The sequence below is a fragment of the Pantoea sp. X-Soil-ISGK-259 genome, from assembly GCF_059730705.1.
The window spans coordinates 3485585-3511947 of the sequence record NZ_AP035986.1; the positions used below are offsets into that span (position 1 = coordinate 3485585).

The following is a 26363-nucleotide window of genomic DNA, read 5'->3' on the forward strand; positions in this document are numbered from 1 at the left end:
GCGGCTGACGTCTTCTGACTTCAGCCGTTTTTTTCTTTTTAAGACAGGATACGAATATGCAAACTGTGGGTACGCCTTTACTCTGGGGCAGCTTTGCGGTTGTGGTGCTTATCATGCTGGCTATCGACCTGCTGTTGCAGGGACGCCGCGGCGCGCAGAACATGTCTTTCAAACAGGCGGCTGTCTGGTCGCTGATCTGGGTTTCCGTCTCACTGCTGTTTAGCGCCGCTTTCTGGTGGTATCTGGAGGGCAGCGTGGGACGTGAAGTCGCTAACACCCAGACGCTCGCCTTCCTGACCGGCTACGTTCTGGAAAAAGCGCTGGCGGTAGATAACGTCTTCGTCTGGCTGATGCTGTTCAGCTACTTCTCTATTCCGGCTAACCTGCAGCGCCGTGTACTGATCTACGGCGTGTTAGGCGCTATCGTGCTGCGTACTATCATGATCTTTGCCGGTAGCTGGCTGGTCACCCAGTTCAGCTGGATCCTCTATGTGTTCGGTGCCTTCCTGCTGTTTACCGGTGTGAAGATGGCGCTGGCAAAAGAGGATGACGGTGCAGTGGGTGACAAACCGGTGGTGCGCTGGTTGCGTAAGCATTTACGCATGACCGATGATCTCGACGGCGAGAAGTTCTTTACCCGCAAAAACGGCGTGCTGTTTGCGACCCCGCTGCTGCTGGTGCTAATCATGGTGGAACTCAGCGATGTGATCTTTGCCGTCGACAGTATCCCGGCCATTTTCGCCGTAACCACCGACCCGTTCATCGTGCTGACCTCAAACCTGTTCGCTATCCTGGGCTTGCGTGCCATGTACTTCCTGCTGGCAAACGTGGCAGAACGCTTCTCGATGCTGAAGTATGGTCTGGCGATTGTGCTGGTGTTTATCGGCTTTAAGATGCTGATTGTGGACCTGTACCATATCCCGGTTGGTATCTCACTGGGTGTGGTCGGCGCCATTCTGGCCTCAACCCTGCTGATTAATGCCTGGGTTAACCGCAAAAGAGATCAGAAAAAGATCGCACCATAATTACCTGCAGGGGCAGCGTATGCCCCTGTTTTATTTTGCGACAGACTGTCGTGCCATTTCATCCCTCTGTCACACTTCCACTATTCAGCATAATTAAAATCTGACCTGCGCCACACTGACAGAACTTTCTCTTTTCTCATCTGATGTTTTCCTTATACTCCGCCGGGCAAACCGTTTTAGCCGATGTAAAACATCGCGTCTGAAACTACATCCGCGACAAAATACAGAAAATATTATGCAGAAAACTTTCTCCGCACGACTGGGCACGCTGCTCGCCGGAAGCCTGGTGAAGCAAATCTTGATTGGGCTGATCGCTGGTGTGGCGCTCGCCTGGATTTCACACGATGCCGCGCTGGCAGTCGGTCTGCTGGGTGAACTGTTTGTCAGTGCGCTGAAAGCGGTCGCGCCATTGCTGGTACTGATGCTGGTGATCGCCTCGATTGCCAACCACCAGCAGGGCCAGAAAAGTAATATCCGGCCAATTATCATGCTCTATCTGCTGAGCACCTTTTTCGCGGCGGTGGTCGCGGTGGTCTTCAGCCATCTGGTTCCGCAGACACTTACACTGGCGGCAGGCACCACGGAAATCGTTCCTCCTTCCGGCATCACCGAAGTGCTCCATGGGCTGCTGATGAGCATGGTCGCCAACCCAATCACCGCGCTGATGCAGGCTAACTATATTGGCATTCTGGTGTGGGCCATTGGCCTGGGGCTGGCGTTCCGTCACAGCAGTGACAGCACCCGCGCCTTGCTGAATGATGCGTCTCATGCCGTAACCTGGCTGGTACGCTGCGTCATCCGCTGCGCGCCAGTCGGTATTTTCGGTCTGGTGGCATCGATTCTGGCTTCAACCGGCTTTGGGGCACTGTGGCAATATGCGCATCTGCTGGCGCTGTTGATCGGCTGTATGCTGCTGATGGCACTGGTGGTGAACCCGATGCTGGTGTTCTCTAAAATCCGCCGTAACCCTTATCCACTGGTCTTCACCTGCCTGCGTGAAAGTGGCGTCACCGCCTTCTTTACCCGCAGTTCTGCTGCCAACATTCCGGTGAATATGGCGCTGGCGAAACGTCTGGATCTGGATGAGGATACCTATTCGGTGTCGATTCCTCTGGGCGCAACCATCAGTATGGCGGGTGCGTCGATCACGATTACCGTGCTGACGCTGGCGGCGGTGCATACGCTGGGGATCAGCATTGATGTGCCGACGGCGATTCTGCTGAGTCTGGTGGCGTCACTCTGCGCTTGTGGTGCATCGGGCGTGGCGGGCGGTTCGCTGCTGCTGATTCCGGTAGCCTGCAATATGTTCGGCATTCCGAATGACCTGGCGATGCAGGTGGTGGCGGTCGGCTTTATTATCGGCGTACTGCAGGATTCGGCGGAAACCGCGCTGAATTCCTCTACTGATATTCTGTTTACTGCCGCCGTCTGTCAGGCAGAAGCAGAGCGCGAAGCCAGCCGGGCTTAAGATAGTTATTACCGTCTGTTAATCCTGTGCTCTTCGCGGATGGCAGAGTCCGATCGCAAAGTCGCTTTACGCATCCCTGCACGCTCGGCCCGCGCCTTCCCTGGCGCGGGACGCTTTGCTCTTCGGACTCTGCTACCCGCTCTCTGAGCTTTTGAGCTATCTGAAAGAACAAGATCGCGTTTGGTTTTAGAGCGTCACACCACTTTTGAAAATCGCCAGCTCGCGGAAGTCGTTCTTCTCGTTGTTGGTCGGCTGACCGCTGGCAATCGCCACAATGCTGTCGACAAAATCTTCCAGCAGCGCATCCATGCTCATGCCCTCGATCAACCGTCCGGCATTAAAGTCGATCCAGTGCGGTTTCTTCTCCGCCAGCGGCGTGTTGGTCGCCAGCTTCACTGTTGGCACAAAACCGCCATATGGCGTGCCGCGTCCGGTACTGAACAGCACCATGTGGCAACCGGCGCCCGCCAGCGCACTGGTAGCGACGGCATCATTGCCTGGCGCACTCAGCAGATTGAGACCAGGCGTTTTTAACCGCTCGCCATACTTCAGCACATCGACGACCTGGCTCTGCCCCGCTTTCTGAGTACAGCCCAGTGACTTCTCTTCCAGCGTGGTGATGCCGCCTGCTTTATTGCCCGGCGACGGATTCTCGTAGATGGGCTGCTGGTGATCGATAAAGTACTGCTTGAAGTCATTGATCATGGCTACTGTTTTGCCGAAGGTCTCTTCGTCGCGACAGCGACTCATCAGAATCCGCTCTGCGCCAAACATTTCTGGCACTTCAGTCAGCACGGTCGTGCCGCCATTAGCGATCATCTGGTCCGAGAAACGCCCCAGTAACGGGTTGGCCGTGATGCCAGACAAACCGTCCGAACCGCCGCACTCCAGACCAAACTTCAGCTCGCTGAGTTTGCCTGGTTCACGCCGGTCATGCCGCATTTTTTCATACAAGGCATGCAGGCGCTCCAGCCCGGCTTCAACCTCATCATCATGCTGCTGGCACACCATAAATTCGACCCGGTCGCTTTCAAACGCGCCGAGGGTCTCACGGAAAACATCGACCTGATTGTTTTCACAACCGAGACCAATCACCAGCACCGCACCCGCATTAGGGTGGCGCACCATATTCTGCAGCATGGTGCGGGTATTTTCGTGGTCCTGCCCCAGTTGCGAACAGCCGAAGGTGTGGCTGAACAGGAATGCGCCATCGATTCCTTCGGCCTCCTGTGTCTCTTTCAGGAAACGCTGCAGGATCTGACGCGCAATGCCGTTTACACAGCCGACGGTCGGCAGGATCCACAGCTCATTGCGGATGCCGACTTCGCCGTTAGCACGACGATAGATCTGTACCTCACGATCACCCGGCTGCGGCGGTAAGGTCACGAACTCAGGCTGATACGCATATTCATCCAGATCGCTGAGATTGGTGCGGGCGTTCTGCGAATGGATTAACTCACCGGCGGCCACAGGCTGGGTGGCATGGGCAATCGGCAACCCATACTTGATCACCAGCTCATCCTGGGCGATAGGCTGCAGGGCAAATTTATGCCCGCGCCCGACCGCCTGTTGCACCGACACACTCAGTGGTGGCAGCTCTATGGTGGCGCCCGCCTCTAAGTCACGTAACGCCACGGCGACATTGTCGCGGGGATCAATTTTAATTGCGTCTTGCATAGCGTTATCTCAGTTGGCTCAGCGCCTCACGCATTCCGTGGGCGATGATATTTTGCAGGTGTTGGGTGACAACCGTAGCCAGTCCGGGCTGACGGGTTAAATCTTCGCCCCAGTGTTGCGCGTCGCTAAGCACGCCGTGCACCAGCTGTTGCGGTGACAGCTGATCCGCATCAAGTGCTTTCCAGGCGTCGGCGTAGTGCTGTAACCACTGCGGCTCATCCTGTAATGGCCAGCTTTTACCGGCTGACTCGCCGCGATAAAAGGCGATCAGCGCCGCCAGCGCAAAAGTGATGTGTGTCGGCCATTTGCCCGTTTGCTGATGCGCGGCAAGCAGTGGCGTCAACAGACGGGTGCGGAACTTGGTCATGCCATTAAGCGCAATCGACAGCAGCGCATGGCGAATGAACGGATTGCGGAAGCGGCGTTGTACCGCATCAGCAAAGGCGTGCAGTTCATCGGCTGGCAGATCCAGCGTCGGGATCACTTCATGACGCAGCAGGTTATCCACAAATCCGGCAATCGCCTGATCGGCCATCGCCTCCCCGACACTTTCAAGACCGGCCAGAAACGCCACCGGCACCATCGCGGTATGTGCGCCATTGAGGATCGCCACTTTCTGCGCTTTATAGGGCGCAATGTCATCCACATGACGCACGTGTGGCGACAGCGCCGCCAGTTTCAGTTCACTGAACAGCGCCGACGGCCCCTGAATCACAAACTGGTAGTAGACTTCGCCCGCCACCAGATAGCGATCTTCATAACCCAGTTCACGTTGCAACTGCTCGCTTTCCGCCGGAAAGCCGGTAACGATGCGGTCAACCAGGGTGTTATAGAAAGCACAGTGCTCATGAACCCAGGTTTTAAATTCGGATGGCAGATGCCAGTGATCGGCGTAACGCAGCACCAGATCGCGCAACGCGTCGCCGTTATGGTCAATCAGCTCACACGGCACCACCAGCCAGCCACGATCGCTGGCGCCATTGAAATGGGAATAGCGCGCCCACAGCAGCTGCGTCAGTTTGCCGGGGAAGCTGCTGGCGGGCTGATCGGTGAGCTGATCCGTGCCAACAAAGGCGATGCCCGCCTCAGTGGTGTTGGAGAAAACCATGCGCAGGTCGGGATTCCGGGCCAGCGCCAAAAATTCACCAAACTGCTGCCAGGGCTGGATCTCACGGTTGAGGCTGCGGATCAGCCGGGTTTCACTGACCTGCTCGCCCTGATCGTTGAGTCCGCGGATCAGCGTGGTGTAGAGGCCATCCTGCTGATTCAGGCTGTCGCTGACTTCACGGTTGCGCGGCCGCACCACCACAATTCCGGCATCGGTGCCCTGATGTTCATTCAGCCAGTCAATCTGCCAGTCAATAAAGGCGCGCAGGAAGTTACCTTCGCCGAACTGAATCACCCGGTCGCGATAGCGTGCGCCCGGGAAGTCGTGGCGGTTTAGCCTTTTCATCATCAGGCTCCCAGCTCGATGCCGAAGTAATCGCGGGCATTGTTGAAGCAGATGTTCTGAACCATCTGGCCTAACAGCGCTTCATCGGCTGGCGCTTCACCCTGCTCTACCCAGCGGCCAATCATCTGGCACAGCAACCGGCGGAAATATTCGTGGCGGGTGTAAGAGAGGAAGCTGCGGCTGTCGGTCAGCATCCCGACGAAGCGGCTCAGCAGGCCAATCTGCGCCAGCTGGGTCATCTGACGCTGCATACCGTCCAGCTGGTCATTGAACCACCAGGCGGAACCAAACTGCATTTTCCCCGCCTGACCTTCACCCTGGAAGTTGCCTGCCATCGTCGCCAGTACTTCGTTATCGCGCGGATTCAGGCAATAGAGGATGGTTTTCGGCAGCGCATTATTAAGGTTCTGTGCGCCCAGCAGGCGGGCCAGCGGTTCAGCCAGCGGCTGGTCGTTAATGGAGTCAAAGCCCACATCCGGCCCCAGCAACTGGTACTGGCGTGGGTTGGTATTGCGCAGTGCGCCAATGTGATACTGCTGTACCCAGCCACGGCGGGCATATTCGCTGCCCAGCCAGACCAGTACCGCCGTTTTGAACTGCGCCGTTTCGTGCGGATTCGGTGCTGTACCGCTGCGACGGCGCGCCAGAATCGCATCCAGCGTGGCGTCGTCCGCCTCGGCATAACAGACCACATCCAGCGCGTGATCGGAGACTTTGCAGCCGTGCGCCGCAAAGTGATCCAACCGCTGATACAGTGCGCTGCGCAGATCGTCAAAACGCTGCACGCTGATGTCGGTCAGTTGTTCCAGCGTCTCAATCCACGGCAGGAAGGTGTCGGCTTCGATATTAAAGGCTTTGTCCGGACGCCAGCTCGGCAACACTTTAACGCTGAAACTGCTGTCGTCTGCCAGCGCGCGATGATGGCGCAGGTCATCCAGCGGATCGTCTGTGGTGCCGACCATCTTCACCTTCATCTGCTGCATGATGCCACGCGTGGTAAAGCTATCCTGCGCCAGCAGTTCATTGCAGCGATGCCAGATATTGTCGGCGGTTTTCTCAGAAAGCAGCGTGTCGGCAATGCCGAAAGGCCGGCGTAATTCCAGGTGGGTCCAGTGATAGAGCGGGTTGCCGATGGTGTGCGGCACGGTACGCGCCCAGGCGTCAAACTTTTCACGATCGCTGGCGTTGCCGGTACAGAACGCCTCAGCCACACCGTTGGCGCGCATTGCCCGCCACTTGTAGTGATCGCCCTTCAGCCAGATGTCATAAAGATTGGCAAAGCGATAATTTTCGGCAATCTGCTGCGGCGGTAAGTGGCAGTGATAGTCGAAAATCGGCTGATCCTTCGCGTAGTCGTGATAGAGACGGCGGGCGAATTCACTATCCAGCAAAAAATCCTCGGTCATGAAACGTGACATACATGCTTCCTCATCTACTGAACCACTGATGGCCCAAAGTTATCATACCAATTTTAGTCCGTTACGGATTTATTTGCGACCCTGCTCACATAAACGGCGATGTCTGGCTACCGTTATGGACATTTTTGTCGCCCGCAGCGCGCTAAATGGCTGTCATTACGCAGGTTTCCAGTATCCCACAGTGCAGAAAGGGTTTTTGTGATGGCTCTCAACTTTTAAAGTTGTATAACAAGTTAGGCTCTCGTCCTATCGTGAGGTCGTTAGCGGCCCACAAATGGCAAGGTAAGAACAGGGTTGCTCAGACAGAACCTGCGGGCGTGAGCAGAGCTGCATCACGGGCTGTCCCGCTCCAGATAACAACAGCGGCAAGACCGCATACAGAACTGGAAGAGGTAGAGGATGCGTAAGATCAAAGGGTTACGCTGGTACATGATTGGACTGGTGACGATCGGTACGGTATTAGGGTATCTGACCCGTAATACCATCGCCGTGGCGGCCCCGACATTGATGACAGAGCTGCATATCACTACGCAGCAGTATTCATACATCATTGCGGCCTATTCAGCCTGCTATACGCTGATGCAACCGGTGGCGGGTTATGTGCTGGATCTGCTGGGCACCAAAGTCGGCTACGCCGTGTTTGCTGTGCTGTGGGCAATCTTCTGTGCCGCCACGGCGATGGCAGGCAGTTGGGGCGGCCTTGCTCTGGCGCGTGGTGCCGTCGGTGCGGCTGAAGCGGCGATGATCCCGGCGGGTCTCAAAGCGAGTAGTGAGTGGTTCCCGGCCAAAGAGCGTTCGGTCGCGGTAGGCTACTTCAACGTCGGTTCATCTATCGGTGCGATGCTGGCTCCGCCGCTGGTGGTCTGGGCAATCGTGGCACACAGCTGGCAGATGGCCTTTATCATGACCGGTGTGCTGAGCATGGTCTGGGCACTCTGCTGGCTGGTGTTTTACAAACATCCGAAACAGCAGAAGAAGCTGAGTGATGAAGAGCGCGACTACATTATCTCCGGTCAGGAAGCACAGCATCAGACCGGCAACACCCGCAAAATGTCGGCGCTGCAGATTATCCGTAACCGCCAGTTCTGGGGCATTGCTCTGCCGCGTTTTCTGGCAGAACCGGCGTGGGGAACCTTCAACGCCTGGATTCCGCTGTTTATGTTTAAGGTGTACGGCTTCAATCTGAAAGAGATTGCGATGTTCGCCTGGATGCCGATGCTGTTCGCGGACTTCGGCTGCATCCTGGGCGGCTATCTGCCGCCGCTGTTTCAGCGCTGGTTCGGCGTTAACCTGATCGTTTCCCGTAAAATGGTGGTGACGATGGGTGCGCTGTTAATGATTGCGCCGGGCACCATTGGCCTGTTCACCAGCCCTTACGTTGCCATTGGTCTGCTGTGCGTCGGCGGCTTTGCGCATCAGGCCCTTTCAGGTGCGCTCATTACCCTGTCGTCAGACGTTTTCGGCCGTAATGAAGTCGCGACGGCTAACGGCCTGACCGGCATGGCAGCCTGGACCGCCAGCACGATGTTTGCGCTGGTCGTGGGTGCCCTGGCCGATACGCTGGGCTTCAGCCCGCTGTTTGCTGCCCTGGCGGTGTTCGATCTGCTGGGTGCCGCAGTGATCTGGACAGTCCTGAAAAATAAACCGATTTCAGAGCTGGAAGCGGAAACGGTGATTCCACCAGCCAGCGCCGTTCACAATTGATTTGCCGGGCTGGCGCGAGCCAGCCCATTTCCTCGCACCGCCTGAAGTGGTATAACAACTTATCTGTCTGCTACCAGGATTGTGCTATGGACCTCACTGAATCCCGTCGACTCTACCAACAGCTTGCCAGCGAGCTCAAAAGCCGCATTGAAACCGGAATCTATCCGGTGGGCGACAAACTGCCTGCTGAACGCCTGATTGCCGAAGAGATGGAAGTGAGCCGCACCGTTGTCCGTGAAGCGATCATCATGCTGGAAGTGGAAGGCTATGTTGAGGTCCGTAAAGGATCGGGTATTCACGTCATTGCCAGCCAGCAGCAGAATCGCATCGCCCCCACCAGCAGCCAGCTGGAATTTGCCACCTTTGGCCCGTTTGAGCTACTGCAGGCGCGCCAGCTCATTGAAAGTAACGTGGCCGAGTTCGCAGCCACCCAGGTCACGCGTCAGGACATTATCGACCTGATGGCGATTCAGGAAAAAGCCCGCCAGGAGGATCACTTCCGTGATTCCGAGTGGGACATGCAGTTTCATGTGCGCATCGCGCAATCCACCCAGAACAGTGCTTTAGCCGCCATCGTTGAAAAAATGTGGCTGCACCGCCTGCACAATCCCTACTGGCTCAAACTTCATGAACATATCGACCAGCGCAGCATTCTCAGCTGGTGCGACGACCACGATCAGATCCTCAAAGCGCTGATGCGTAAAGATCCCGCCGCCAGCAAACTGGCGATGTGGCAACATCTGGAAAATACTAAACAGATGCTGTTTAACGCCACGGCGGATGATTTTGAATTTAACGTGGATCGTTACATGTTCGGTGAGAATCCGGTCATCCTGCCTGATGGGTCCAATAACGCCCGCTAAAAGCGCCTGAAAACAGCCTGAGATGGTCAGTTAATCTGCAATAGTGTCAGGTCATGTAAAGCTCCTTTTTACAGGGCGTTTCACAAGGTAAAACTCCTGTTCGCAAGAGAGTTTTACTGTCTCAGACAGGCGATTTTTGTTACAGTTATCGCCCTTTTATTACCCTTTGCGACAAGGGTTTATAAAGTTGCTGATTTAACAATCGATTCTGGAAGGATCCGGAAAATCCCGCCCAGGCTGCGCGCCTAAAATTTATAACGAAATGCCGGTCTGCGTTTAAGTCCCTGTGGGACATGTTTAACAATGATGTTCAGGAATGATTGATGGATATTTTGCAAGCGTTGCTGCATGCCCTGTGGCAACAGGACTATGAAACTCTCTCCGATCCCACGCTGGTATGGGCCATTTACGGCGTGTTGTTCATGATTTTATTCTTAGAAAATGGCCTTCTTCCTGCCGCATTCCTGCCAGGTGACAGTCTGCTGATTCTGGTCGGCGTACTGATTGCCAAAGGCACCATGAGTTTCCCTTTAACGATTCTGGTTCTGACGACCGGCGCCAGTCTGGGCTGCTGGGTGAGCTACATACAAGGCCGCTGGCTGGGTAATACGCCCACGGTTCAGAAATGGCTCTCTCATCTGCCAGCCCAATACCACCTGCGCGCGCACAGCATGTTTCACCGTCACGGCTTATCTGCCCTGCTGATTGGTCGCTTTATCGCCTTTGTCCGAACGCTGCTGCCCACCATTGCCGGGCTGTCAGGCCTCAGCAATGCCCGTTTTCAGTTCTTTAACTGGGTAAGTGCATTCCTGTGGGTGGTAATTTTGACCGTAATCGGCTTCGCGCTGGGAAAAACCCCGATTTTCCGTCGTTACGAAGATGAGATGATGTTTTTCCTGATGATGCTGCCACTGGCGCTGCTGGTATTTGGCCTGGTGGGATCGCTGGTGGTGTTATGGCGTAAACGACAGGCGAATCAAAACGGGAAAGCCGAGTAATGAAACTGCTGCAGGCTATTCCTAAACGGTGGTTACCGTGGTTGATTGCTGGCGCGTTTGCGCTGGTCGCGCTCTGTGCGATCCCACCTTTGATGAAGCACGAGACAGTGGTGCAGATTCGGGTTTCTCATGCAGGTGCAACGCTGCCAGATGGTTTTTATCTCTATCAGCAATTAAGCGCACAAGGTATTCGTATAAAAAGCATAACGCCCGCGGGTGATGCGCTGATCATTCATTTTGACAGCGAAGAACAGAGTCTGGCAGCACAGAAGGTGTTGCGCCGCCTGTTGCCACAAGGCTTTATTGTGGCGCAGCACGATCACTCTCAGCACCTTTCGCTGGCGTAATCCCCCTCTCCCTCTTTTTCAGACCGTTGCCGCATGCCGCGACGGTCTGAAAGCCGCTCTATCTCCCGGTCTTCTTTGAACTTTTTACTATCGGTGTCTATGCTTAAGCGAGAGTCGATTCTTAGCACCCGCAGGCACAAGATCGCGCAGGTGATGAGGAGTCAGGTCGCAATGGAAGGTTCAGGACCGATGAAATATCAAGTATTGATGGGCATTGCTCTGTTTTCGCTATCGGGTTCGCTGCTGGCAGCAGAATCGCTGTGTGAGCAGAAAGAGCAAGATATTCAGCGTGAAATTGGGATGGCGCAAAAGCACAACAACCAGCGCCGGGTTAATGGTCTGGAGCGCGCGCTGACCGAAGTCCGGGCAGATTGCAGCGATAAAAAGCTTGAAGCCGCCCATCTGGAAAGAATTAACGCGCAAAAGCAGAAAGTTGCAGAGCGTGAGCACGCACTCAGGGAAGAGCGTGAAGAGGGCCATGACAGGGAAAAGATTGCTAAGCGACAACAAAAACTGGATGAAGCGCGCCGGGAACTGAAAAAGTTACAGGCGGAGCCCTATTAATTGGAATTAACCAACTGATGTTAAAGGAGTATTTTATGTCTAAAGACACATCATCGGAACATTTGCGTGCTGAACTGAAAAACCTCGCCGATACCCTGGAGGAAGTACTGAGCAGCAGTACTGAAAAATCCAAAGGTGAGCTGGATAAACTTCGCAGCAAAGCGCGTGATGCGCTGGACAGCTCACGTGAACGTCTGGGCGAATCAAGCGAGCGCATCGCTGCGACTACGCGTGAAGCGGCACAGAGAGCTGAAGGCTATGTGCGTGAAAATCCATGGCATGGTGTGGGCATCGGTGCAGCGATTGGCGTCGCACTGGGCATGCTCATTTCGCGTCGTTAACTATGGCTGACTCACAGCACAACCACGGCCCGGCTAAAGGGGTCATTAACATCGGCCAGCGTATTGTGACCACGCTGGTTGGCATGGTCGAGACGCGTGTTCGTCTGGCAGTGGTGGAACTGGAGCATGAGAAAGCTAACCTGATTCAGCTGCTGTTGATGGTTGGCCTGACCATGCTGTTCACTGCATTTGGTCTGATGAGCCTGATGGTTCTGATTATCTGGGCAGTAGATGCACAGTATCGTCTGATGGCCATTGGCATCACAACCGGCACACTGTTCCTGCTGGCGGTCATTCTGGGACTCTGGACACTTCACAAGTCGCGTCAGTCAACGCTGTTACGCCATACGCGTAAAGAGCTGGAAACTGATCGTAATTTGCTTGAGGAACAACGCTGATGAGCCGCCGCGAGCGTGAAGAACGCATCCATGAACTGCTTAAGCATGTGCAGCAGCAGCGGCTGGATTTAAGCGCTGCGCGGCGTGACTGGCTGGAAGGGACCGCCCATTACGATCGTGGCTGGTTTACTTTCCTCAGCTTACGTCGCTATCTGGCTATTGGCAGCAGCGCGCTGGCCGTCTACTCAATTCGTAGTCCCAGTAAGATCTTACGCTGGGCCAAACGGGGATTCGGTGCCTGGAGTACCTGGCGCATGATTAAGTCCGCATTGCCACCGCGTTAATTTTGTTAATAGCCGGTCCTGAAAAGGCCGGCTTTTCTTCATCAGATTTTCTGAAAAACACAGACAGTATATCTCGCTTACAACCTTTCCACTCCGCGATTATCATCTCCAGCCATCAACCCAATGAACGCAGTAGTGCTTTCAGCGGGCATAAACCCTGCGGGCAGCTTGCCCTGCATTCCTGATAGCGCTGGAGTAGATGATGAAAAAATTCGAAGATGTCGGTTTATTAGTGGCTCGCATCCTGATGCCAATCCTGTTCATTACGGCCGGCTGGGGCAAGATCACCGGTTATGCAGGTACTCAGCAATATATGGAAGCGATGGGCGTCCCTGGCTTTATGCTGCCGCTGGTTATTCTGCTGGAGTTTGGCGGCGGTCTGGCCATTCTGTTTGGTTTCCTGACCCGTTTCACTGCCCTGTTCACTGCAGGCTTCACCATCCTGACCGCGTTTCTGTTTCACAGTAACTTTGCCGAAGGTGTGAATCAGTTGATGTTCATGAAAAACCTCTCTATCGCGGGTGGTTTCCTGGTGTTAGGTCTGGTGGGTCCAGGCGCATACAGCATTGATCGCCTGATCAGCAAAAGAAAATCATAGGCGATTGCGCGCTAATCTCACATAAAGCGTAATGCCACATATACTTAGCAGGGCGGGGACATTTCCCCGCCCTGCTTGCATTGGAGCCATTATGGGACAGTTAATTGACGGTGTCTGGCATGACACCTGGTACGATACTAAATCTACCGGCGGACGTTTCAAACGTTCAGAGTCGGCTTTTCGCAACTGGGTCACGGCGGACGGTAGCGCCGGTCCGGTGGGCAAAGCGGGATTTGCTGCTGAGCGCGATCGCTATCATCTTTATGTCTCGCTGGCCTGCCCCTGGGCGCACCGTACGCTACTGATGCGTCAGCTGAAGGGTCTGGATAGCATGATCGACGTCTCCGTGGTGCATCCGTTGATGCTGGAGAACGGCTGGACCTTCGATGACACCTTTCAGGATGCGACGGGCGATAAGCTCTATCAGAACGAGTTCCTTTATCAGCTCTATTTGCATGCTGACCCGCAGTACAGTGGCCGTGTAACCGTGCCGGTATTATGGGACAAGCAGCAGAACACCATCGTCAGCAATGAATCGGCTGATATCATCCGCATGTTCAACAGTGCGTTTGATGCGGTCGGTGCCCGTGCCGGTGACTACTATCCGGTAGCGCTGCGCGAGAAGATTGATGAGCTGAATGGCTGGATCTACGATACGGTTAATAACGGCGTGTATAAATCGGGCTTTGCGACGTCGCAGTCCGCGTACGATGAGGCAGTGACTGCGCTGTTCCATTCGCTGTCGCGACTGGAGCAGCTCCTGGGCCAGCATCGCTATCTTACCGGTGATCAGCTGACCGAAGCGGATCTGCGTTTGTGGACCACGCTGGTGCGCTTTGATCCCGTCTATGTGACTCACTTTAAGTGCGATCGCCACCGGATCAGTGATTACAGAAACCTGAGCGGTTTCCTGCGTGATATCTATCAGATGCCGGGCATTGCAGAGACAGTCAATCTGCCGCATATCCGTCACCACTACTATTGCAGTCACAAGACCATTAACCCGAACGGCTTGATTTCGCTTGGGCCAGCGTTTGACTGGGATGAACCGCACGGCCGCGGTTAAGCTGCATTCGTATAGCGCCACAAAGCAAAAACCCCGCCGAAGCGGGGTTTCTGGTAAAAAATCGACGCTGACCGGTAAGCCGCGTTCTTTTCATGGAGCGCATCGTGGACAGTCATTCATCGCTGCCTGCACATAGCCCGCAAAAGCAAAAACCCCGCCGGAGCGGGGTTTCTGGTAAAAAGTCGAAGCTGACCGTTAAGCCGCGTTCTTTTCATAGAGAGCGTCGTGGACAGTCATTCATCGCTGCCTGCACATAGCCCGCAAAAGCAAAAACCCCGCCGGAGCGGGGTTTCTGGTAAAAAGTCGAAGCTGACCGTTAAGCCGCGTTCTTTTCATAGAGAGCGTCGTGGACAGTCATTCATCGCTGCCTGCACATAGCCCGCAAAAGCAAAAACCCCGCCGGAGCGGGGTTTCTGGTAAAAAGTCGAAGCTGACCGTTAAGCCGGGTTCTGTCGTGGACAGTCATTCATCTAGGCCAGCAATCGCTCACTGGCTCAAGCAGCCTACCCGGGTTCAGTACGGGCCGTACCTTGTGAACCCCTATTTGGCCTTGCTCCGGGTGGAGTTTACCGTGCCACGAACTGTTGCCAGTCGCGCGGTGCGCTCTTACCGCACCCTTTCACCCTTACCTGATCCCATTTCTGGGCCATCGGCGGTTTGCTCTCTGTTGCACTGGTCGTAGGCTTGCGCCTCCCAGGCGTTACCTGGCACCCTGCCCTATGGAGCCCGGACTTTCCTCCCCTCTGCCCGTCTCCCCACAAGTGAGGACGACGACAAAGCGGCGACTGTCTGGTCAGCTTCGGCGCGGGATAATAGGACATCCGAAGGCATTTGTCACGCCTCTTGCTGCTCCAGCGCATACTTATAGAGGGCATTCTTCTTCACGCTATGGATCTCAGCGGTCAGCGCAGCCGCGCGCTTCAACGGCAGCTCTTTTTGCAGCAGCGCCAGCGTACGCAGTGCATCAGCGGGTAACGCATCGTCATCATCGACTTTGTGCCCTTCGACAATCAGCACCATCTCGCCTTTACGACGATTCTCATCTTCTTTGACCCAGGCCAGCAGCTCGCCGACCGGCGCACCATAAATCGACTCCCAGGTTTTGGTCAGCTCACGAGCCAGCACGACGTAGCGCTCAGGCCCCAGCTCACTCACCATATCCTGCAGGCTGTCGATTAAACGATGGGTTGATTCATAGAAAATCAGCGTGCGTGGCTCCTGCACCAGTGCTCGCAGGGCATCGCAACGGCCTTTGGTTTTTGCGGGCAGAAACCCTTCGTAACAGAAACGATCGGATGGCAGTCCTGCGGCGCTCAATGCGGCAATGGCGGCACAGGCGCCCGGTAGCGGCACTACACGAATGCCCGCTTCACGGCAGCGGCGCACCAGATGGTAGCCCGGATCGTTAATCAGCGGCGTGCCAGCATCGGAAACTAAGGCTATGCTTTGACCCTCTTGCAGCTTCGTCAGCAGCAGCTCAGCCTTATGCTGCTCGTTGTGGTCATGAAGTGAGAAGAGTCGCGCATTGATGGCGAAATGTTGTAGCAACAGCCCGGTATGACGTGTATCTTCCGCAGCGACCAGATCGACGCTCGAAAGCACCGTCAGCGCCCGCTGGGTGATATCACCCAAATTACCAATCGGGGTTGGAACGATGTAGAGCGTGCTGGCAGAAATCTCTGCCCGATCGAGTTGTTTCATTGTTTCATCCGAATTGCCGATTTAATATTGAGCATCTTGAAAAAAACATCACTGGATACAGTATGCTTCCTTCAAAAGTCGTTCGTCATAAAGCAGGACGCTTTCTGCCTGTCATTCTTGCCGGGCTGATTTTAGCCGCATGTAGCGGTCAGGCGCCGCAAACCTCAACCGTCAATATTCAGGGGCCAGCCACCGCCAGCTCCGCTTACTATCTGCAGCAAGCGCAGCAAAGCAGCGATGATAGCAAGACCGACTGGCAATTACTCGCAATCCGCGCCCTGTTGAAGGAAGGAAAGTATCCCGAGGCCACTCAGCAACTGAGCCAGTTGCCGCAGCAGCTCTCTGAGACGCAGCAACAGGAATCTCTGCTGCTGAAAGCGCAGTTGTTGATTGCCCAGCAGAAATCCAAAGACGCTGAACCGCTGTTAGCAGCGGTAAAGACCAGCGCACTGTCGCAGGATCAGCTGGCGCGTTACTACAGCCTGCAAATTGCCAGCGCGCAGGGCCGCCCTTCACTCTCACTGCTGCGCAACTATATTGCTCAGGAACCGCTGCTGAAAGACGCCGATCATCAGAGCAATATTGACGCTACCTGGCAGACCCTGACGCAGATGTCGCCACAGGAAGCCAGCAACCTGGTGATCAATGCCGACGAAAATGTGCTGCAGGGCTGGCTGGATCTGCTCGCGGTCTGGCGTGCTAATGCCCAGGATGCAGAAATGCTGAAGTCCGGCATCAAAGACTGGCAGACTCGCTATCCGCAGAACCCGGCGGCCAAAACGTTGCCGACGCAGCTGAGCCAGATGCAGAACTACACCAAAGCCTCTACCAGCATCATCGCGCTGCTGCTGCCGCTGAATGGCCAGGCACAGGTGTTCGCGAATGCCATCCAGAAAGGCTTTAACGACGCGAAGAACGGCGTATCCGCGCCGGTCGCACAGCCTGCGGCGGCAACTGCCCAGCCTGCCGCTGCGGATGCAACAGCCAGCGCGCAACCTGCCGCCGCTGCGGGATCGTCTGCCGATCCGATCAGCGCACCGCAGCAGTCTGCCGCCACCACACCACAGCCACAGCCTCAATCTCAGCCTGCTGCTGCCGCACCGGCCAGCAACGCTCAGATCAAGGTCTATGATACCAGCAGCCAGCCGATTGAGCAGGTGATGCAGCAGGCACAGCAGGATGGCGCCACTATCGTGGTTGGCCCACTGCTGAAGAGCAACGTTGAGAAGGTCGCCAACAGCCAGACCCCCTTAAACGTGCTGGCGCTCAACGAGCCGGAAAAGATCCAGAACCATCCGAATATCTGCTACTTTGCGCTTTCTCCTGAAGACGAAGCACGCGATGCCGCGCACCATATCTGGGACCAGGGCAAACGTCAGCCGCTGCTGCTGGTTCCGCGCAGCGGCCTGGGCGATCGCGTTACCAACGCTTTTGCACAGGAGTGGCAGACGCTGGGTGGCAGCACCGTCATGCAGCAGCGCTTTGGCTCGACCGCTGAGCTGAAACAGGGCATTAACAGCGGCGCGGGCATCAGCCTGTCAGGTACGCCGGTCAATGCGGCACCTGCTGAGCCGCAGGGCGTTTCCATTGCGGGCCTGACCATTCCGGCACCGCAACAGAGTACGCCTGATGTGGTCAGCACCAGCAGCGGCGGTGGCATCGATGCGGTCTACATCGTCTCGACCCAGGATGAACTGCAGCTGATCAAACCGATGATCACCATGCGCACCGGCAGTCGCAGCAACATCTCGCTCTACGCCAGTTCGCGCAGCGCGCAGGCTGGTGCCGGCCCGGACTTCCGGCTTGAAATGGATGGCCTGCAGTTCAGCGATATTCCGCTGCTCTCCGGCAGCAATCCTGGCCTGATGCAGCAGACATCGAAGTCATTCAATAATGACTACTCGCTGGTGCGCCTCTATGCCATGGGTATGGATGCCTGGACGCTGGCGAACCACTTTAACCAGATGCGCCAGTCACCTGGCTTCACGCTGGATGGCAATACCGGCAAGCTCAGCGCCGACACGGATTGTGTGATCAACAGGAAGTTGACATGGAACCAGTATCGCCGGGGCGAAATCGCACCGGCCAACTAAATCGCCGTCAGATTGGCGCCGGACATGAAGAAGATGCCCGGCGCTATCTGGAGCAGGCTGGCCTGATATGGGTCGCCAGTAATGTTCACTTTCGCAATGGTGAACTTGACCTGATTATGCGTGACGGGCACTGTTGGGTGTTTGTTGAAGTCCGCTACCGACGCGATGCGCGTTATGGTGGCGCGCTCGCCAGCGTAACCCGGAATAAACAACAAAAGCTGCTGCGCGCTGCCGCTCTCTGGCTGGCGCAACGCGGCGGCAGTTTTGAAACAGTGAATTGCCGTTTCGACATCATCGCCATTACCGGCACGGCGCTCGAGTGGCTGCCGAATGCCTTTAATGCAGACGTTTAGAACCAGGTGGTCGTGTGCAGGAAAGAATTAAAGCGTGTTTTACCGAAAGTATTCAGACTCAGATTGCCGCAGCCGAGGCGTTGCCCGATGCCATCTCCCGCGCGGCCATGACGCTGGTGCAGTCGTTATTGAATGGCAATAAAATCCTGAGCTGTGGCAACGGTGCCTCATCCGCCAATGCCCAGCACTTCGCCGCCAGCATGATCAATCGTTTCGAGACCGAACGCCCCAGCTTACCGGCGCTGGCGTTAAGTGCCGACAACGTGATGCTGACCGCGATTGGGAATGATCGTCTGCACGATGAGATCTATGCCAAGCAGGTACGCGCGCTGGGACACGCAGGTGATGTGTTACTGGCCATCTCGACCCGTGGCAACACCCGTGACATCGTTAAGGCCGTAGAAGCAGCGGTGACACGCGATATGACTATCGTTGCGCTTACCGGGTATGATGGCGGAGAGCTCGCCGGACTGCTGGGTCCGCAGGATGTGGAAATCCGCATTCCGTCGCACCGCAGCGCCCGTATTCAGGAGATGCATATGCTCACCGTGAATTGCTTATGCGATCTGATCGATAACACTCTCTTTCCCCATCAGGAATGACTGAAGGAGCACGAATGAAAGCATTGAATGCTATAGCTATTCTGTTAACCGCCATGCTACTGCAGGGCTGCGTGGCGGTCGTCGCTGGCGGCGCAGCTGTTGCCACCAAAACGGCCACGGATCCCCGCTCGGTGGGTACACAGGTTGATGACGGCACGCTGGAGCTACGCGTCACGAACGCGCTGGCAAAAGATCAGCAGATTAAAACCGATGCCCGCGTTGTCGCCACCGCCTATCAGGGCAAAGTGCTGCTGACCGGTCAGGCGCCTTCGCAGGAGATCGCCAATCGTGCCAAACAGATCACCATGGGCGTTGATGGCGCAACCGAGGTCTATAACGAGATCCGCATCGGCCAGAAAGTGACGCTGGGCACCACGTCGTCAGACACCTGGATTACCACCAAAATCCGCTCGCAGCTGTTGGGCAGCGATCAGGTGAAATCCTCCAACGTGAAGGTGACGACGGAGAATGGCGAAGTGTTCCTGCTGGGTCTGGTGACACAACAGGAAGCGCAGGCCGCGGCTGATGTCGCCAGCCGCGTCAGTGGCGTGAAACACGTCACCACCGCCTTTACCATGCTGAAGTAACACGCTAAAACGCAAAAAGGCGGCTATGGCCGCCTTTTTTATTGCCCGATTTTCAGACCGGAATATCGATGACCAGCGCGCGGGTCGCGGTTTTCGCCTTCAGCTGCAACAGCTTCTCTTCCTGCAAAAACGCACCATCGCCACAGCCCAGCTTTTCCTGATGATCCGTGCCGGACATCGCCTCCAGCGAACCATGAATTGACTGCAGATAGGCGCGTGGCCCCTGTATCCGCAGCGAGTGCTGTTCGCCCGGCGCCAGCTCAACCTGATGAATCCACACCTGCTGACGCAACTGCAGACTGTCATCTATCCCATCCGGCGAGGCGATCAGCTGAGACAACCGGCCTTCCGTCAGGGCAATCTTTTGCATCCGCGGATTTTCGCGCTCAGGACAGGCTGACAGCCATAGCTGCATACGTGTCAGTGGACGATCTTTGCTCAGGTTAATTTCGGTGTAACTTACCCCCTGCTGGGCAGAGAGCAGCAGCGCCTCTCCTTCCCGCACGCTGATGGTGTTGCCTTCGCTGTCGCGGTATTCAGCTTCACCCTGCAGCACGATGTTCAGCACATCGACCTGAGGATAGGTACGCGGCTGAAAAGCCGCACCCGGTGCCAGCACTTCCTGGTTCAGAACACGCAGCGATGCGTAACCCATCAGTTTAGGATCAAAATAGTGGCCAAAAGAGAAACTGTAACGCCCCTGCAACCAGCCGAAATCGGCCTGACCACATGCGGACGCACTGCGTGTCGTTATCATTATTTACCTCCGGCATCCGGTGACGAGGATCGGCCACGGACTTTATGCACCCATGGTAAAAGTCTGGACGCCGGATTGTTAGCCAGTTAATCTGCCCGGCATGTTCAAATTTCCTGACAGAGAACCGGGATGGCCAAAGAGCGTGCATTAACCCTTGAATCTTTACGCGTTATGGATGCGATTGATCGACGTGGCAGTTTTGCAGCAGCAGCAGATGAACTGGGGCGTGTCCCTTCAGCCCTCAGCTACACCATGCAAAAGCTGGAAGAGGAGCTGGATGTGGTGCTGTTTGACCGCTCCGGTCACCGCACTAAATTTACCAACGTGGGACGCATGCTGCTGGAGCGTGGCCGGGTACTGCTGGAAGCGGCCGATAAGCTCACCACCGATGCGGAAGCGCTGGCGCGTGGCTGGGAAACCCATCTGACCATCGTTACTGAAGCGCTGGTGCCCATTGATGCACTGTTTCCGCTGGTGACAAAGCTGGCTGACAAAGCCAATACACAATTTTCGCTGGTTACCGAAGTATTGGCAGGCGCGTGGGAGCGGCTGGAACAGGGCCGTGCCGATATCGTGATCGCCCCCGATATGCACTTCCGTGCCTCCACCGAGATCAATACCCGTAAGCTCTACACCATGATGAGTGTTTACGTCGCCAGTGCTGACCATCCAATCCATAACGAGCCTGAACCTCAGTCTGAAGTGACGCGGGTGAAATACCGGGGCATTGCAGTGGCAGATACCGCGCGTGAGCGCCCGGTGCTGACCGTGCAGTTACTGGATAAACAGCAGCGCCTGACCGTAAGCAGCATGGATGATAAGCGCCGTGCCCTGCTGGCGGGGCTGGGTGTCGCAACCATGCCCTATTCACTGGTGGAGCAGGATATCGCGGAAGGCCGTCTGCGCGTGGTGAGTCCGGAATACACTCGCGAGGTTGATATTATTATGGCGTGGCGGCGCGACAGCATGGGCGAAGCCAAATCCTGGTGTCTGCGCGAGATCCCCCGCCTGCTGGCGAAGAAAAACTAAAAGCCTATGGCCGACTCAGGCAATCCATCGCCACCGCCCTGAAGCAGGTGAAATCGGTGCAGTCCCGCAGCCGGGTCATCGCCCTTTCACGCAGGAACGTCACAAACAGATCGTATATCGCCATCGCCTCTTCATATTCACTTTTGCTGATCGCCAGCAGGAAGATGACATAGGCGGTATCGTCTCCCCAGGGAATACCGTGTGGGGCCAGCACGGTATAGACCACGGTTTTCTTTGCCAGGAGTCCCAGCGAGTGCGGCAGCGCAATGCCTTCGCCCAGCATCGTGCTGACAATCGCTTCACGCTCTTCGACCGACGGATAGAACGCCTCATCCACAAACCCCTCCTCCTGCAGCTGATCGCTCAGCTGGCGAAACAGCTCAGACCGGGTTATTGGCTTGTCGACGATATGAAAGTGCTGGGCATCAAAAAATTTCGCCAACATATAGGGCCGGGTACGATCGACCAGCACCAGCTTGCCAATCTGCTCCAGCTGAAAACCGGTGGGAAACGGTGACATCACCACCACGGGTTTCTCTTTTTCGCTGAGCCGGATGGTTGAGATGACAAAATCTTCGTCAATGCGACTGCGCGCCTCATACTCGCGCTGTGACAGGCGGGCCGTGACCTGCAACTGCGGATATTTCCGCAGCAACATCGCTTCAATCATGCGCAGCGTGGAGTTACCGCTGTCGCACACCAGCAGCACCTGTGGATGACGCTGATAGCCCACGTCATAGTGGCGCTCCAGTCCGACACCAATATGCAGCACCAGAAAGCCAATCTCATTCTCGGTAATGACGTAAGGCGTATATTTTCCCCAGCTGGTCACCGCCGCCAGGGTGACATCATAGGCCATCGGATAGTGCTGCTTGATGTTGCTGAGCAGCGGGTTAGGGATGTGAATCTGATAGCGCACCCGGGTAATCATGGTTTTGATGTGGGTAAGCAGATCGGCTCGCAGCTGTTGATCGTTTTGCAGATTGAAGTTGTAGTGCGTGTTGATAAAGCTGAGCAGGTAATCCACCAGCGCGTCGGCGTCATCGGCATTGATGGCGCTGGGAGCGATCGCCTGAATGCGCCGCGCGGCAATGTTAACCCGCAGCCAGTTTTCTTCAGCGGGTGAAATTGGTTTGCTGACCAGGGGACGCATCAGATTAATCAGCTGATGTGCCGCTTCACGCACCTCATCGCCAATCTCCTCAGCACCGGGATCGTTAAGCGGATAACCTTCGCTGATGCGACGCACAGCAACGGCGCAATAGAGCCGCAGATAGCGCTCGCCCTCATCACTGAGGCGAATGTTGTGCTGCGCAAAACAGCTTTGCAGCAGCGGACGCAGCGTCTCCAGCATGCCGCTGTTCAGCGCTTCAATAGTCAGCAGCGGACTCTCTGGCATCGCCTGATCGATTTGCCATAACAGGTCGGTGAGACAGGTCCGAATCGCCACTTCGCTGCCAAATAGCTTCATGCCGTAGTGCGGTTTACTCTCAATGGTGAGGTGATAGCGACCCAGCCACTCGCGCACCTCGGCCATATCGTTCTGCAGGGTCGCGCGGCTGACAAACCACTCTTCCGCCAGCTCTTCAAGTTTCAGTGAATAGGCAGCGGTAAGAAAACGGGTCAGGAGGTAGCGAACCCGGTCCTGCGAGGTACGCGGCACCCGCAGCGGCGACGCGGTATGCTGCTGCAGATGCTGAAAGCGCTGAGCATCCTCGATCTTCAGCTGATAACCTGCGCCACGGCTCAGGATAAACTGCGCACCATGATCTGCCAGCAGCGCATTCAGCGCCGTAATATCGGTACGCACGGTGCGTGTCGAGACGGCAAAACGCCGCGCCAGCTCATCCTGAGGCAGCGTTTCGTTTTGCAGGGCATCGAACAGTTGCGCAAGGCGCTGATTGGGAAATCTCACAAGCGTTACCTGTTTGCTGACAGAGAGTGAAAACTTCAGCCTACGGCGTTCGTCACGCAACGTCCATGCTGCACGATCTGCCTGTCAAAGGCAGATCGTGTCGATCACCGGGCCAGTACTGTTTTACAGATGGCCAGCAGCTGCTTCACATCGTCAATGCGGGTCTCTCCGCTGGCTTTGTCAATGATCGAACTGTAGACGTGCGGGATCACTTTGCTGACGCCCGCGTCCAGCGCAATGCGCATGATCTCGCCGACGTTTTCCAGATCGATGCCGCCGGTGGGCTCCAGCCAGAAATCCTGTTTTGCACAGGCTTCCGCCACAGCGCGGTACTCATCCACCGCCTGCAGACCGCCCATCGGGAAATATTTCACCGAGCTGCCGCCCATATCCTGCAGCATCGCAATCGCCGTTTCGATGGACACAATCCCATCCTGCCGTTTTGCGCTGCGCGGTCCGGTAGAAATTTTTACCTGACCTGGCGTGCCGGTTGGCGAGACCAGACCGTTCACAATAGTCTGTGACTGACCCAACAGCGCACGACTGGTGGCGACACCGGTAAAGACCTGATTCACATGCTGCGGTTGCAGCACCGCCGAAATCTCACTGACCATCTGTGACTGATTTGGATCGCCCGCGCCCAAGCCCACCGAGAGTGCATTATCGATCAGCGCAGCATATTCACGCATATCAGCGATAGCGGCGTCATTGCTGGTGTAGTTTTTTGACAGCACGCCGACCAGCACGTGCCCTTCTGCTGCCTGCCAGATAGCGCGCGCATTCTCTTTTGATCCCGCAAGGACGTTAAGGCAGAGACGATCCTGATAAAAATTAGGTGTCAGCGTCATGCGTGTTTCTCCCCGTTTAACAGTGCCTGAATGCGGGTAAAAATAGTGTGCAGTTGATCGGCGCTGACGCTGCGCACATCCGCTTCAATGATTCCTTCGTTGGCTTTATAGCCGCGGAAATAGATCGCTATATCGCCCTTTTTCAGCGCCTGCACCAGATCGCCGGTGCGTTGCTGGATCGCGGCTTCATCGAACTTAATTTCAGCGCGGGCGATATCGCGTCCGGCACTGTCCCACACGACGCGGGCTGTCACGCCGTTCAGGCTGTTAAGCTGTTCAATAAACGGCGTCATTTTTTCCACCATCTGCGCGCCGCTGATTTTTGGCTGTGACAGATAATTTTCAATCGCCTGGGTCAGCCCCAGAATCCCCTCTTTGCCCACTTTCATTGCGCGGCCAATGCCGTTGGTCTGGCGTTTGACCCACTCAACGTAGTGGTGTCTGCCAATCACCAGCCCGCTGGTCGGCCCTTCAATCGCTTTTGCGCCGCTGTAGATCACCAGATCGGCGCCCGCCTGGTAGTAGCATTGCAAATCCTCTTCTGCTGCCGCATCGACGATAAGCGGGAGGCCATGCTCACGCGCAACCGTCGCGGCCTGCGCCACATCAAGATGGCTCTTCTGTACGCAGTGGTGCGATTTCACATAGAGGATCGCCGCCGTCTGTGGCGTGATCGCCGCCGCCAGCTGGGCAGGTGAGCATTCGTTGCTGTAACCCGCTTCCACCAGTTGCCCGCCACCCAGCGCCACCATGCTGCCGACCGGCGCGCCATAGTTCACGTTGTGCCCTTTCGGCACCACAATCTGGTGCGGAACGGTCAGCGGCGCGGCGTGCAGGTTATCCACCAGCCAGTCGTTGTCTTTTACAATCACCGCCGCCACGCACTGGGCGATTCCGGCCGAGGCGCAGGAGACCACCAGCGCGTTCTCCACTTTCAGCAGACCGGCGATATACGCACCGGTCTTATCCACCAGATCTTTCATTTCGAAGTAGTGATCGAGGCCATACTTCACCGTATCGACCACGTCACTCGATGGGGTCGATACGCCGAGGATCGTCATACGGCCAGAGGCGTTAATCACCGGCTTCAGGCCATACTTTTCATAAACCGAGGTCATGCGCTATTCCTTCTTCAGTGGCGATCCACGTACCAGCGACCACCGCCGCCAGCGGAACCAGTTGCTTCTCACCGGCGACCTCTTCACCTTCGGAATCGATAAAGGGCCGGGTTTCCTCTTTGATGCTAAAAACAGTCAGATCGGCGTCGTAGCCGACTTTCAGCTGGCCTTTACGCAGCAGGCGCAATCCGGCGGCCGCGTTTATCGTCACGCAGTCGATGACCTGCGGCAACGTCATGCCGACGCTGAAAAATTTCGACATCACATGCGCCAGGCTGTGAACCGGCCCGGCCAGACGATTGCGGCAGTAAATGTCAGAGCTGATGGTGTCGGGCAGAATGCCCTGCGCAATCGCCACCCGGGCGACCTCAAAGCTGAAGCTGGCGCTGCCGTGGCCGACATCAAGTTTTACGCCGCGCGCAATGGCATGTTTAACCGCTGCTTTGAGTTCACCCTGCGGCGTCAGAATGCGGTTGGGTTTGCCATTAAAGCAGTGCGTGATGATGTCGCCCGTGGTGAGCAGATCGGCAATCTGGTCAAGATTGGGCGGATTATTGCCAATATGAACCATCAGTGGCAGACCGCCGCTCGCCTGTTGAATAGCCTTCGCTTTTATCAGTGGCTGGACGCCGTTCTGACCGACCACGCTGCTGCTGATGCGCGCCTTAAGGCCGACGATAAAATCCGGCAGTCGCGCTACAGCCTGCTTCACCGCCTCCCCGTCGATCTGCGTCATGTCGGCCAGCTCATTCTGAGTGACGATGCCGGTGCGGGCGATATTAATCAGCGCATACACCTGGGTCTGTGCTGCGCGCGTCAGCTGGTAGAAATCATCGATGTGCTCTGCGCCGGTGCTGCCTGCATCGACCACCGTGGTGACACCGTGCGCTACGCCAATCGCGTCCGCTTCATCATGATAAAGGGGAGATTTGGGATAGCAGTGAACGTGGGAGTCGATCCAGCCCGCACTGAGGTAGAAGCGAGCCGCCAGATCGCGCTCGCGCCGTGCCGTGCCCTGCACGTTGCCCACGGCGGCGATGCGGCCATCCTGCAGCGCAATGTCGACCACCTGCTCATCGCTAAGGCGCGCATTGCGGATAATCAAGTCGTACATGGTTTCTCCTTAACGGCAGCCCGCTGCCGGGCTGCCGGTGAG

At 56.2% G+C, this 26363-nt stretch carries 26 protein-coding genes and 1 other RNA gene; 17 read left to right on the forward strand and 10 right to left on the reverse strand.

Annotated features, from left to right (window positions below):
* The first annotated feature begins 56 nt into the window (after window positions 1–56).
* Window positions 57–1025, forward strand: coding sequence for a TerC family protein (locus AC6I77_RS16525; protein ID WP_039659395.1), 969 nt, complete (start codon window positions 57–59; stop codon window positions 1023–1025).
* A gap of 235 nt (window positions 1026–1260) precedes the next feature.
* Window positions 1261–2493: a serine/threonine transporter SstT gene (sstT, locus tag AC6I77_RS16530; protein ID WP_008925765.1), complete on the forward strand. Its 1233-nt coding sequence runs from the start codon at window positions 1261–1263 to the stop codon at window positions 2491–2493.
* A gap of 186 nt (window positions 2494–2679) precedes the next feature.
* Here sstT and AC6I77_RS16535 read toward each other — a convergent pair whose 3' ends face one another.
* The 3 genes from AC6I77_RS16535 to uxaC are packed head-to-tail and all read right to left on the reverse strand — an operon-like array spanning window position 2680 to window position 7041.
* The gene (locus tag AC6I77_RS16535) at window positions 2680–4170 is read right to left on the reverse strand and encodes a UxaA family hydrolase (RefSeq protein WP_039659399.1); all 1491 of its coding nucleotides are present in this window, start codon (window positions 4168–4170) and stop codon (window positions 2680–2682) included.
* 4 nt (window positions 4171–4174) lie between these two features.
* A complete protein-coding gene (locus AC6I77_RS16540; protein ID WP_337028741.1) occupies window positions 4175–5623 on the reverse strand; it encodes a tagaturonate reductase in 1449 nt (482 codons plus the stop codon).
* A gap of 2 nt (window positions 5624–5625) precedes the next feature.
* On the reverse strand, window positions 5626–7041 hold the full coding sequence (gene uxaC, locus AC6I77_RS16545; protein ID WP_078805001.1) for a glucuronate isomerase: 1416 nt from the start codon (window positions 7039–7041) through the stop codon (window positions 5626–5628).
* A gap of 399 nt (window positions 7042–7440) precedes the next feature.
* Here uxaC and AC6I77_RS16550 point away from each other — a divergent pair, with 399 nt between their 5' ends.
* The 10 genes from AC6I77_RS16550 to AC6I77_RS16595 all read left to right on the forward strand — a co-directional run bounded on the left by AC6I77_RS16550 (window position 7441) and on the right by AC6I77_RS16595 (window position 14204).
* Window positions 7441–8745 (forward strand): MFS transporter, encoded by a 1305-nt coding sequence (locus AC6I77_RS16550; RefSeq protein ID WP_003850215.1) that lies wholly within the window; start codon window positions 7441–7443, stop codon window positions 8743–8745.
* A gap of 86 nt (window positions 8746–8831) precedes the next feature.
* Window positions 8832–9608 carry a transcriptional regulator ExuR gene (exuR, locus tag AC6I77_RS16555; protein ID WP_003850218.1) on the forward strand — a complete coding sequence of 259 codons (777 nt, stop codon included), beginning with the start codon at window positions 8832–8834 and terminating at the stop codon, window positions 9606–9608.
* 323 nt (window positions 9609–9931) lie between these two features.
* The gene (locus tag AC6I77_RS16560; RefSeq protein ID WP_003850219.1) at window positions 9932–10606 is read left to right on the forward strand and encodes a DedA family protein; all 675 of its coding nucleotides are present in this window, start codon (window positions 9932–9934) and stop codon (window positions 10604–10606) included.
* On the forward strand, window positions 10606–10953 hold the full coding sequence (gene mzrA, locus AC6I77_RS16565; RefSeq protein ID WP_003850221.1) for an EnvZ/OmpR regulon moderator MzrA: 348 nt from the start codon (window positions 10606–10608) through the stop codon (window positions 10951–10953). The genes AC6I77_RS16560 and mzrA overlap by 1 nt, the downstream gene beginning before the upstream one ends.
* Window positions 10954–11142: 189 nt before the next feature.
* Window positions 11143–11517: a DUF1090 domain-containing protein gene (locus tag AC6I77_RS16570; protein ID WP_033743157.1), complete on the forward strand. Its 375-nt coding sequence runs from the start codon at window positions 11143–11145 to the stop codon at window positions 11515–11517.
* Window positions 11518–11552: 35 nt separating this feature from the next.
* Window positions 11553–11858, forward strand: a complete 306-nt coding sequence (locus tag AC6I77_RS16575; protein ID WP_003850224.1) for an ElaB/YgaM/YqjD family protein — start codon at window positions 11553–11555, stop codon at window positions 11856–11858.
* A 2-nt stretch (window positions 11859–11860) separates the two neighbouring features.
* Complete coding sequence (locus tag AC6I77_RS16580; protein ID WP_003850226.1) at window positions 11861–12256, forward strand: phage holin family protein; 396 nt, start codon at window positions 11861–11863, stop codon at window positions 12254–12256.
* Window positions 12256–12540 carry a YqjK-like family protein gene (locus AC6I77_RS16585; RefSeq protein ID WP_003850228.1) on the forward strand — a complete coding sequence of 95 codons (285 nt, stop codon included), beginning with the start codon at window positions 12256–12258 and terminating at the stop codon, window positions 12538–12540. The genes AC6I77_RS16580 and AC6I77_RS16585 overlap by 1 nt, the downstream gene beginning before the upstream one ends.
* A 202-nt stretch (window positions 12541–12742) precedes the next feature.
* Window positions 12743–13138: a DoxX family protein gene (locus AC6I77_RS16590; protein ID WP_008925770.1), complete on the forward strand. Its 396-nt coding sequence runs from the start codon at window positions 12743–12745 to the stop codon at window positions 13136–13138.
* A 91-nt stretch (window positions 13139–13229) separates the two neighbouring features.
* The gene (locus tag AC6I77_RS16595; RefSeq protein ID WP_078805002.1) at window positions 13230–14204 is read left to right on the forward strand and encodes a glutathione S-transferase family protein; all 975 of its coding nucleotides are present in this window, start codon (window positions 13230–13232) and stop codon (window positions 14202–14204) included.
* A 422-nt stretch (window positions 14205–14626) separates the two neighbouring features.
* Here AC6I77_RS16595 and rnpB read toward each other — a convergent pair.
* Both rnpB and rsmI read right to left on the reverse strand, forming a co-directional pair.
* An RNA gene (rnpB, locus tag AC6I77_RS16600) (RNase P RNA component class A) lies at window positions 14627–15005 on the reverse strand.
* Between the two features lie 33 nt (window positions 15006–15038).
* Window positions 15039–15905: a 16S rRNA (cytidine(1402)-2'-O)-methyltransferase gene (rsmI, locus tag AC6I77_RS16605; RefSeq protein WP_039659404.1), complete on the reverse strand. Its 867-nt coding sequence runs from the start codon at window positions 15903–15905 to the stop codon at window positions 15039–15041.
* A gap of 62 nt (window positions 15906–15967) precedes the next feature.
* Between rsmI and AC6I77_RS16610 the strand changes: the two genes are divergently transcribed.
* From AC6I77_RS16610 to dolP, 4 genes are read left to right on the forward strand one after another with little or no spacing between them, the layout of a single operon-like run.
* Window positions 15968–17998, forward strand: coding sequence for a penicillin-binding protein activator (locus AC6I77_RS16610; protein ID WP_078805003.1), 2031 nt, complete (start codon window positions 15968–15970; stop codon window positions 17996–17998).
* Entirely contained in the window at window positions 17956–18351 is a 396-nt protein-coding gene (locus AC6I77_RS16615) for a YraN family protein (protein WP_003855539.1), read from the forward strand. Before AC6I77_RS16610 ends, AC6I77_RS16615 begins: the two co-directional genes overlap by 43 nt.
* A gap of 14 nt (window positions 18352–18365) precedes the next feature.
* Window positions 18366–18953: a DnaA initiator-associating protein DiaA gene (diaA, locus tag AC6I77_RS16620; protein WP_003855538.1), complete on the forward strand. Its 588-nt coding sequence runs from the start codon at window positions 18366–18368 to the stop codon at window positions 18951–18953.
* A gap of 14 nt (window positions 18954–18967) precedes the next feature.
* Entirely contained in the window at window positions 18968–19540 is a 573-nt protein-coding gene (gene dolP / locus AC6I77_RS16625) for a division/outer membrane stress-associated lipid-binding lipoprotein (RefSeq protein WP_008925774.1), read from the forward strand.
* Window positions 19541–19592: 52 nt separating this feature from the next.
* On the opposite strand, the gene AC6I77_RS16630 is transcribed toward dolP, so the two are convergent.
* The gene (locus AC6I77_RS16630) at window positions 19593–20297 is read right to left on the reverse strand and encodes a pirin family protein (protein WP_003855536.1); all 705 of its coding nucleotides are present in this window, start codon (window positions 20295–20297) and stop codon (window positions 19593–19595) included.
* Between the two features lie 129 nt (window positions 20298–20426).
* Between AC6I77_RS16630 and AC6I77_RS16635 the strand changes: the two genes are divergently transcribed.
* Entirely contained in the window at window positions 20427–21326 is a 900-nt protein-coding gene (locus tag AC6I77_RS16635; RefSeq protein WP_003855535.1) for a LysR family transcriptional regulator, read from the forward strand.
* Between the two features lie 4 nt (window positions 21327–21330).
* Here AC6I77_RS16635 and AC6I77_RS16640 read toward each other — a convergent pair whose 3' ends face one another.
* The 4 genes from AC6I77_RS16640 to AC6I77_RS16655 all read right to left on the reverse strand — a co-directional run bounded on the left by AC6I77_RS16640 (window position 21331) and on the right by AC6I77_RS16655 (window position 26321).
* Window positions 21331–23241 (reverse strand): BglG family transcription antiterminator, encoded by a 1911-nt coding sequence (locus tag AC6I77_RS16640; protein ID WP_008925775.1) that lies wholly within the window; start codon window positions 23239–23241, stop codon window positions 21331–21333.
* Between the two features lie 104 nt (window positions 23242–23345).
* Window positions 23346–24089: a 2-dehydro-3-deoxy-phosphogluconate aldolase gene (gene dagF / locus AC6I77_RS16645; RefSeq protein ID WP_039659409.1), complete on the reverse strand. Its 744-nt coding sequence runs from the start codon at window positions 24087–24089 to the stop codon at window positions 23346–23348.
* Window positions 24086–25207, reverse strand: coding sequence for a DgaE family pyridoxal phosphate-dependent ammonia lyase (locus tag AC6I77_RS16650; RefSeq protein WP_039659410.1), 1122 nt, complete (start codon window positions 25205–25207; stop codon window positions 24086–24088). Before AC6I77_RS16650 ends, dagF begins: the two co-directional genes overlap by 4 nt.
* Complete coding sequence (locus AC6I77_RS16655) at window positions 25191–26321, reverse strand: amidohydrolase/deacetylase family metallohydrolase (protein ID WP_110410969.1); 1131 nt, start codon at window positions 26319–26321, stop codon at window positions 25191–25193. Before AC6I77_RS16655 ends, AC6I77_RS16650 begins: the two co-directional genes overlap by 17 nt.
* Window positions 26322–26363 lie beyond the last annotated feature (42 nt).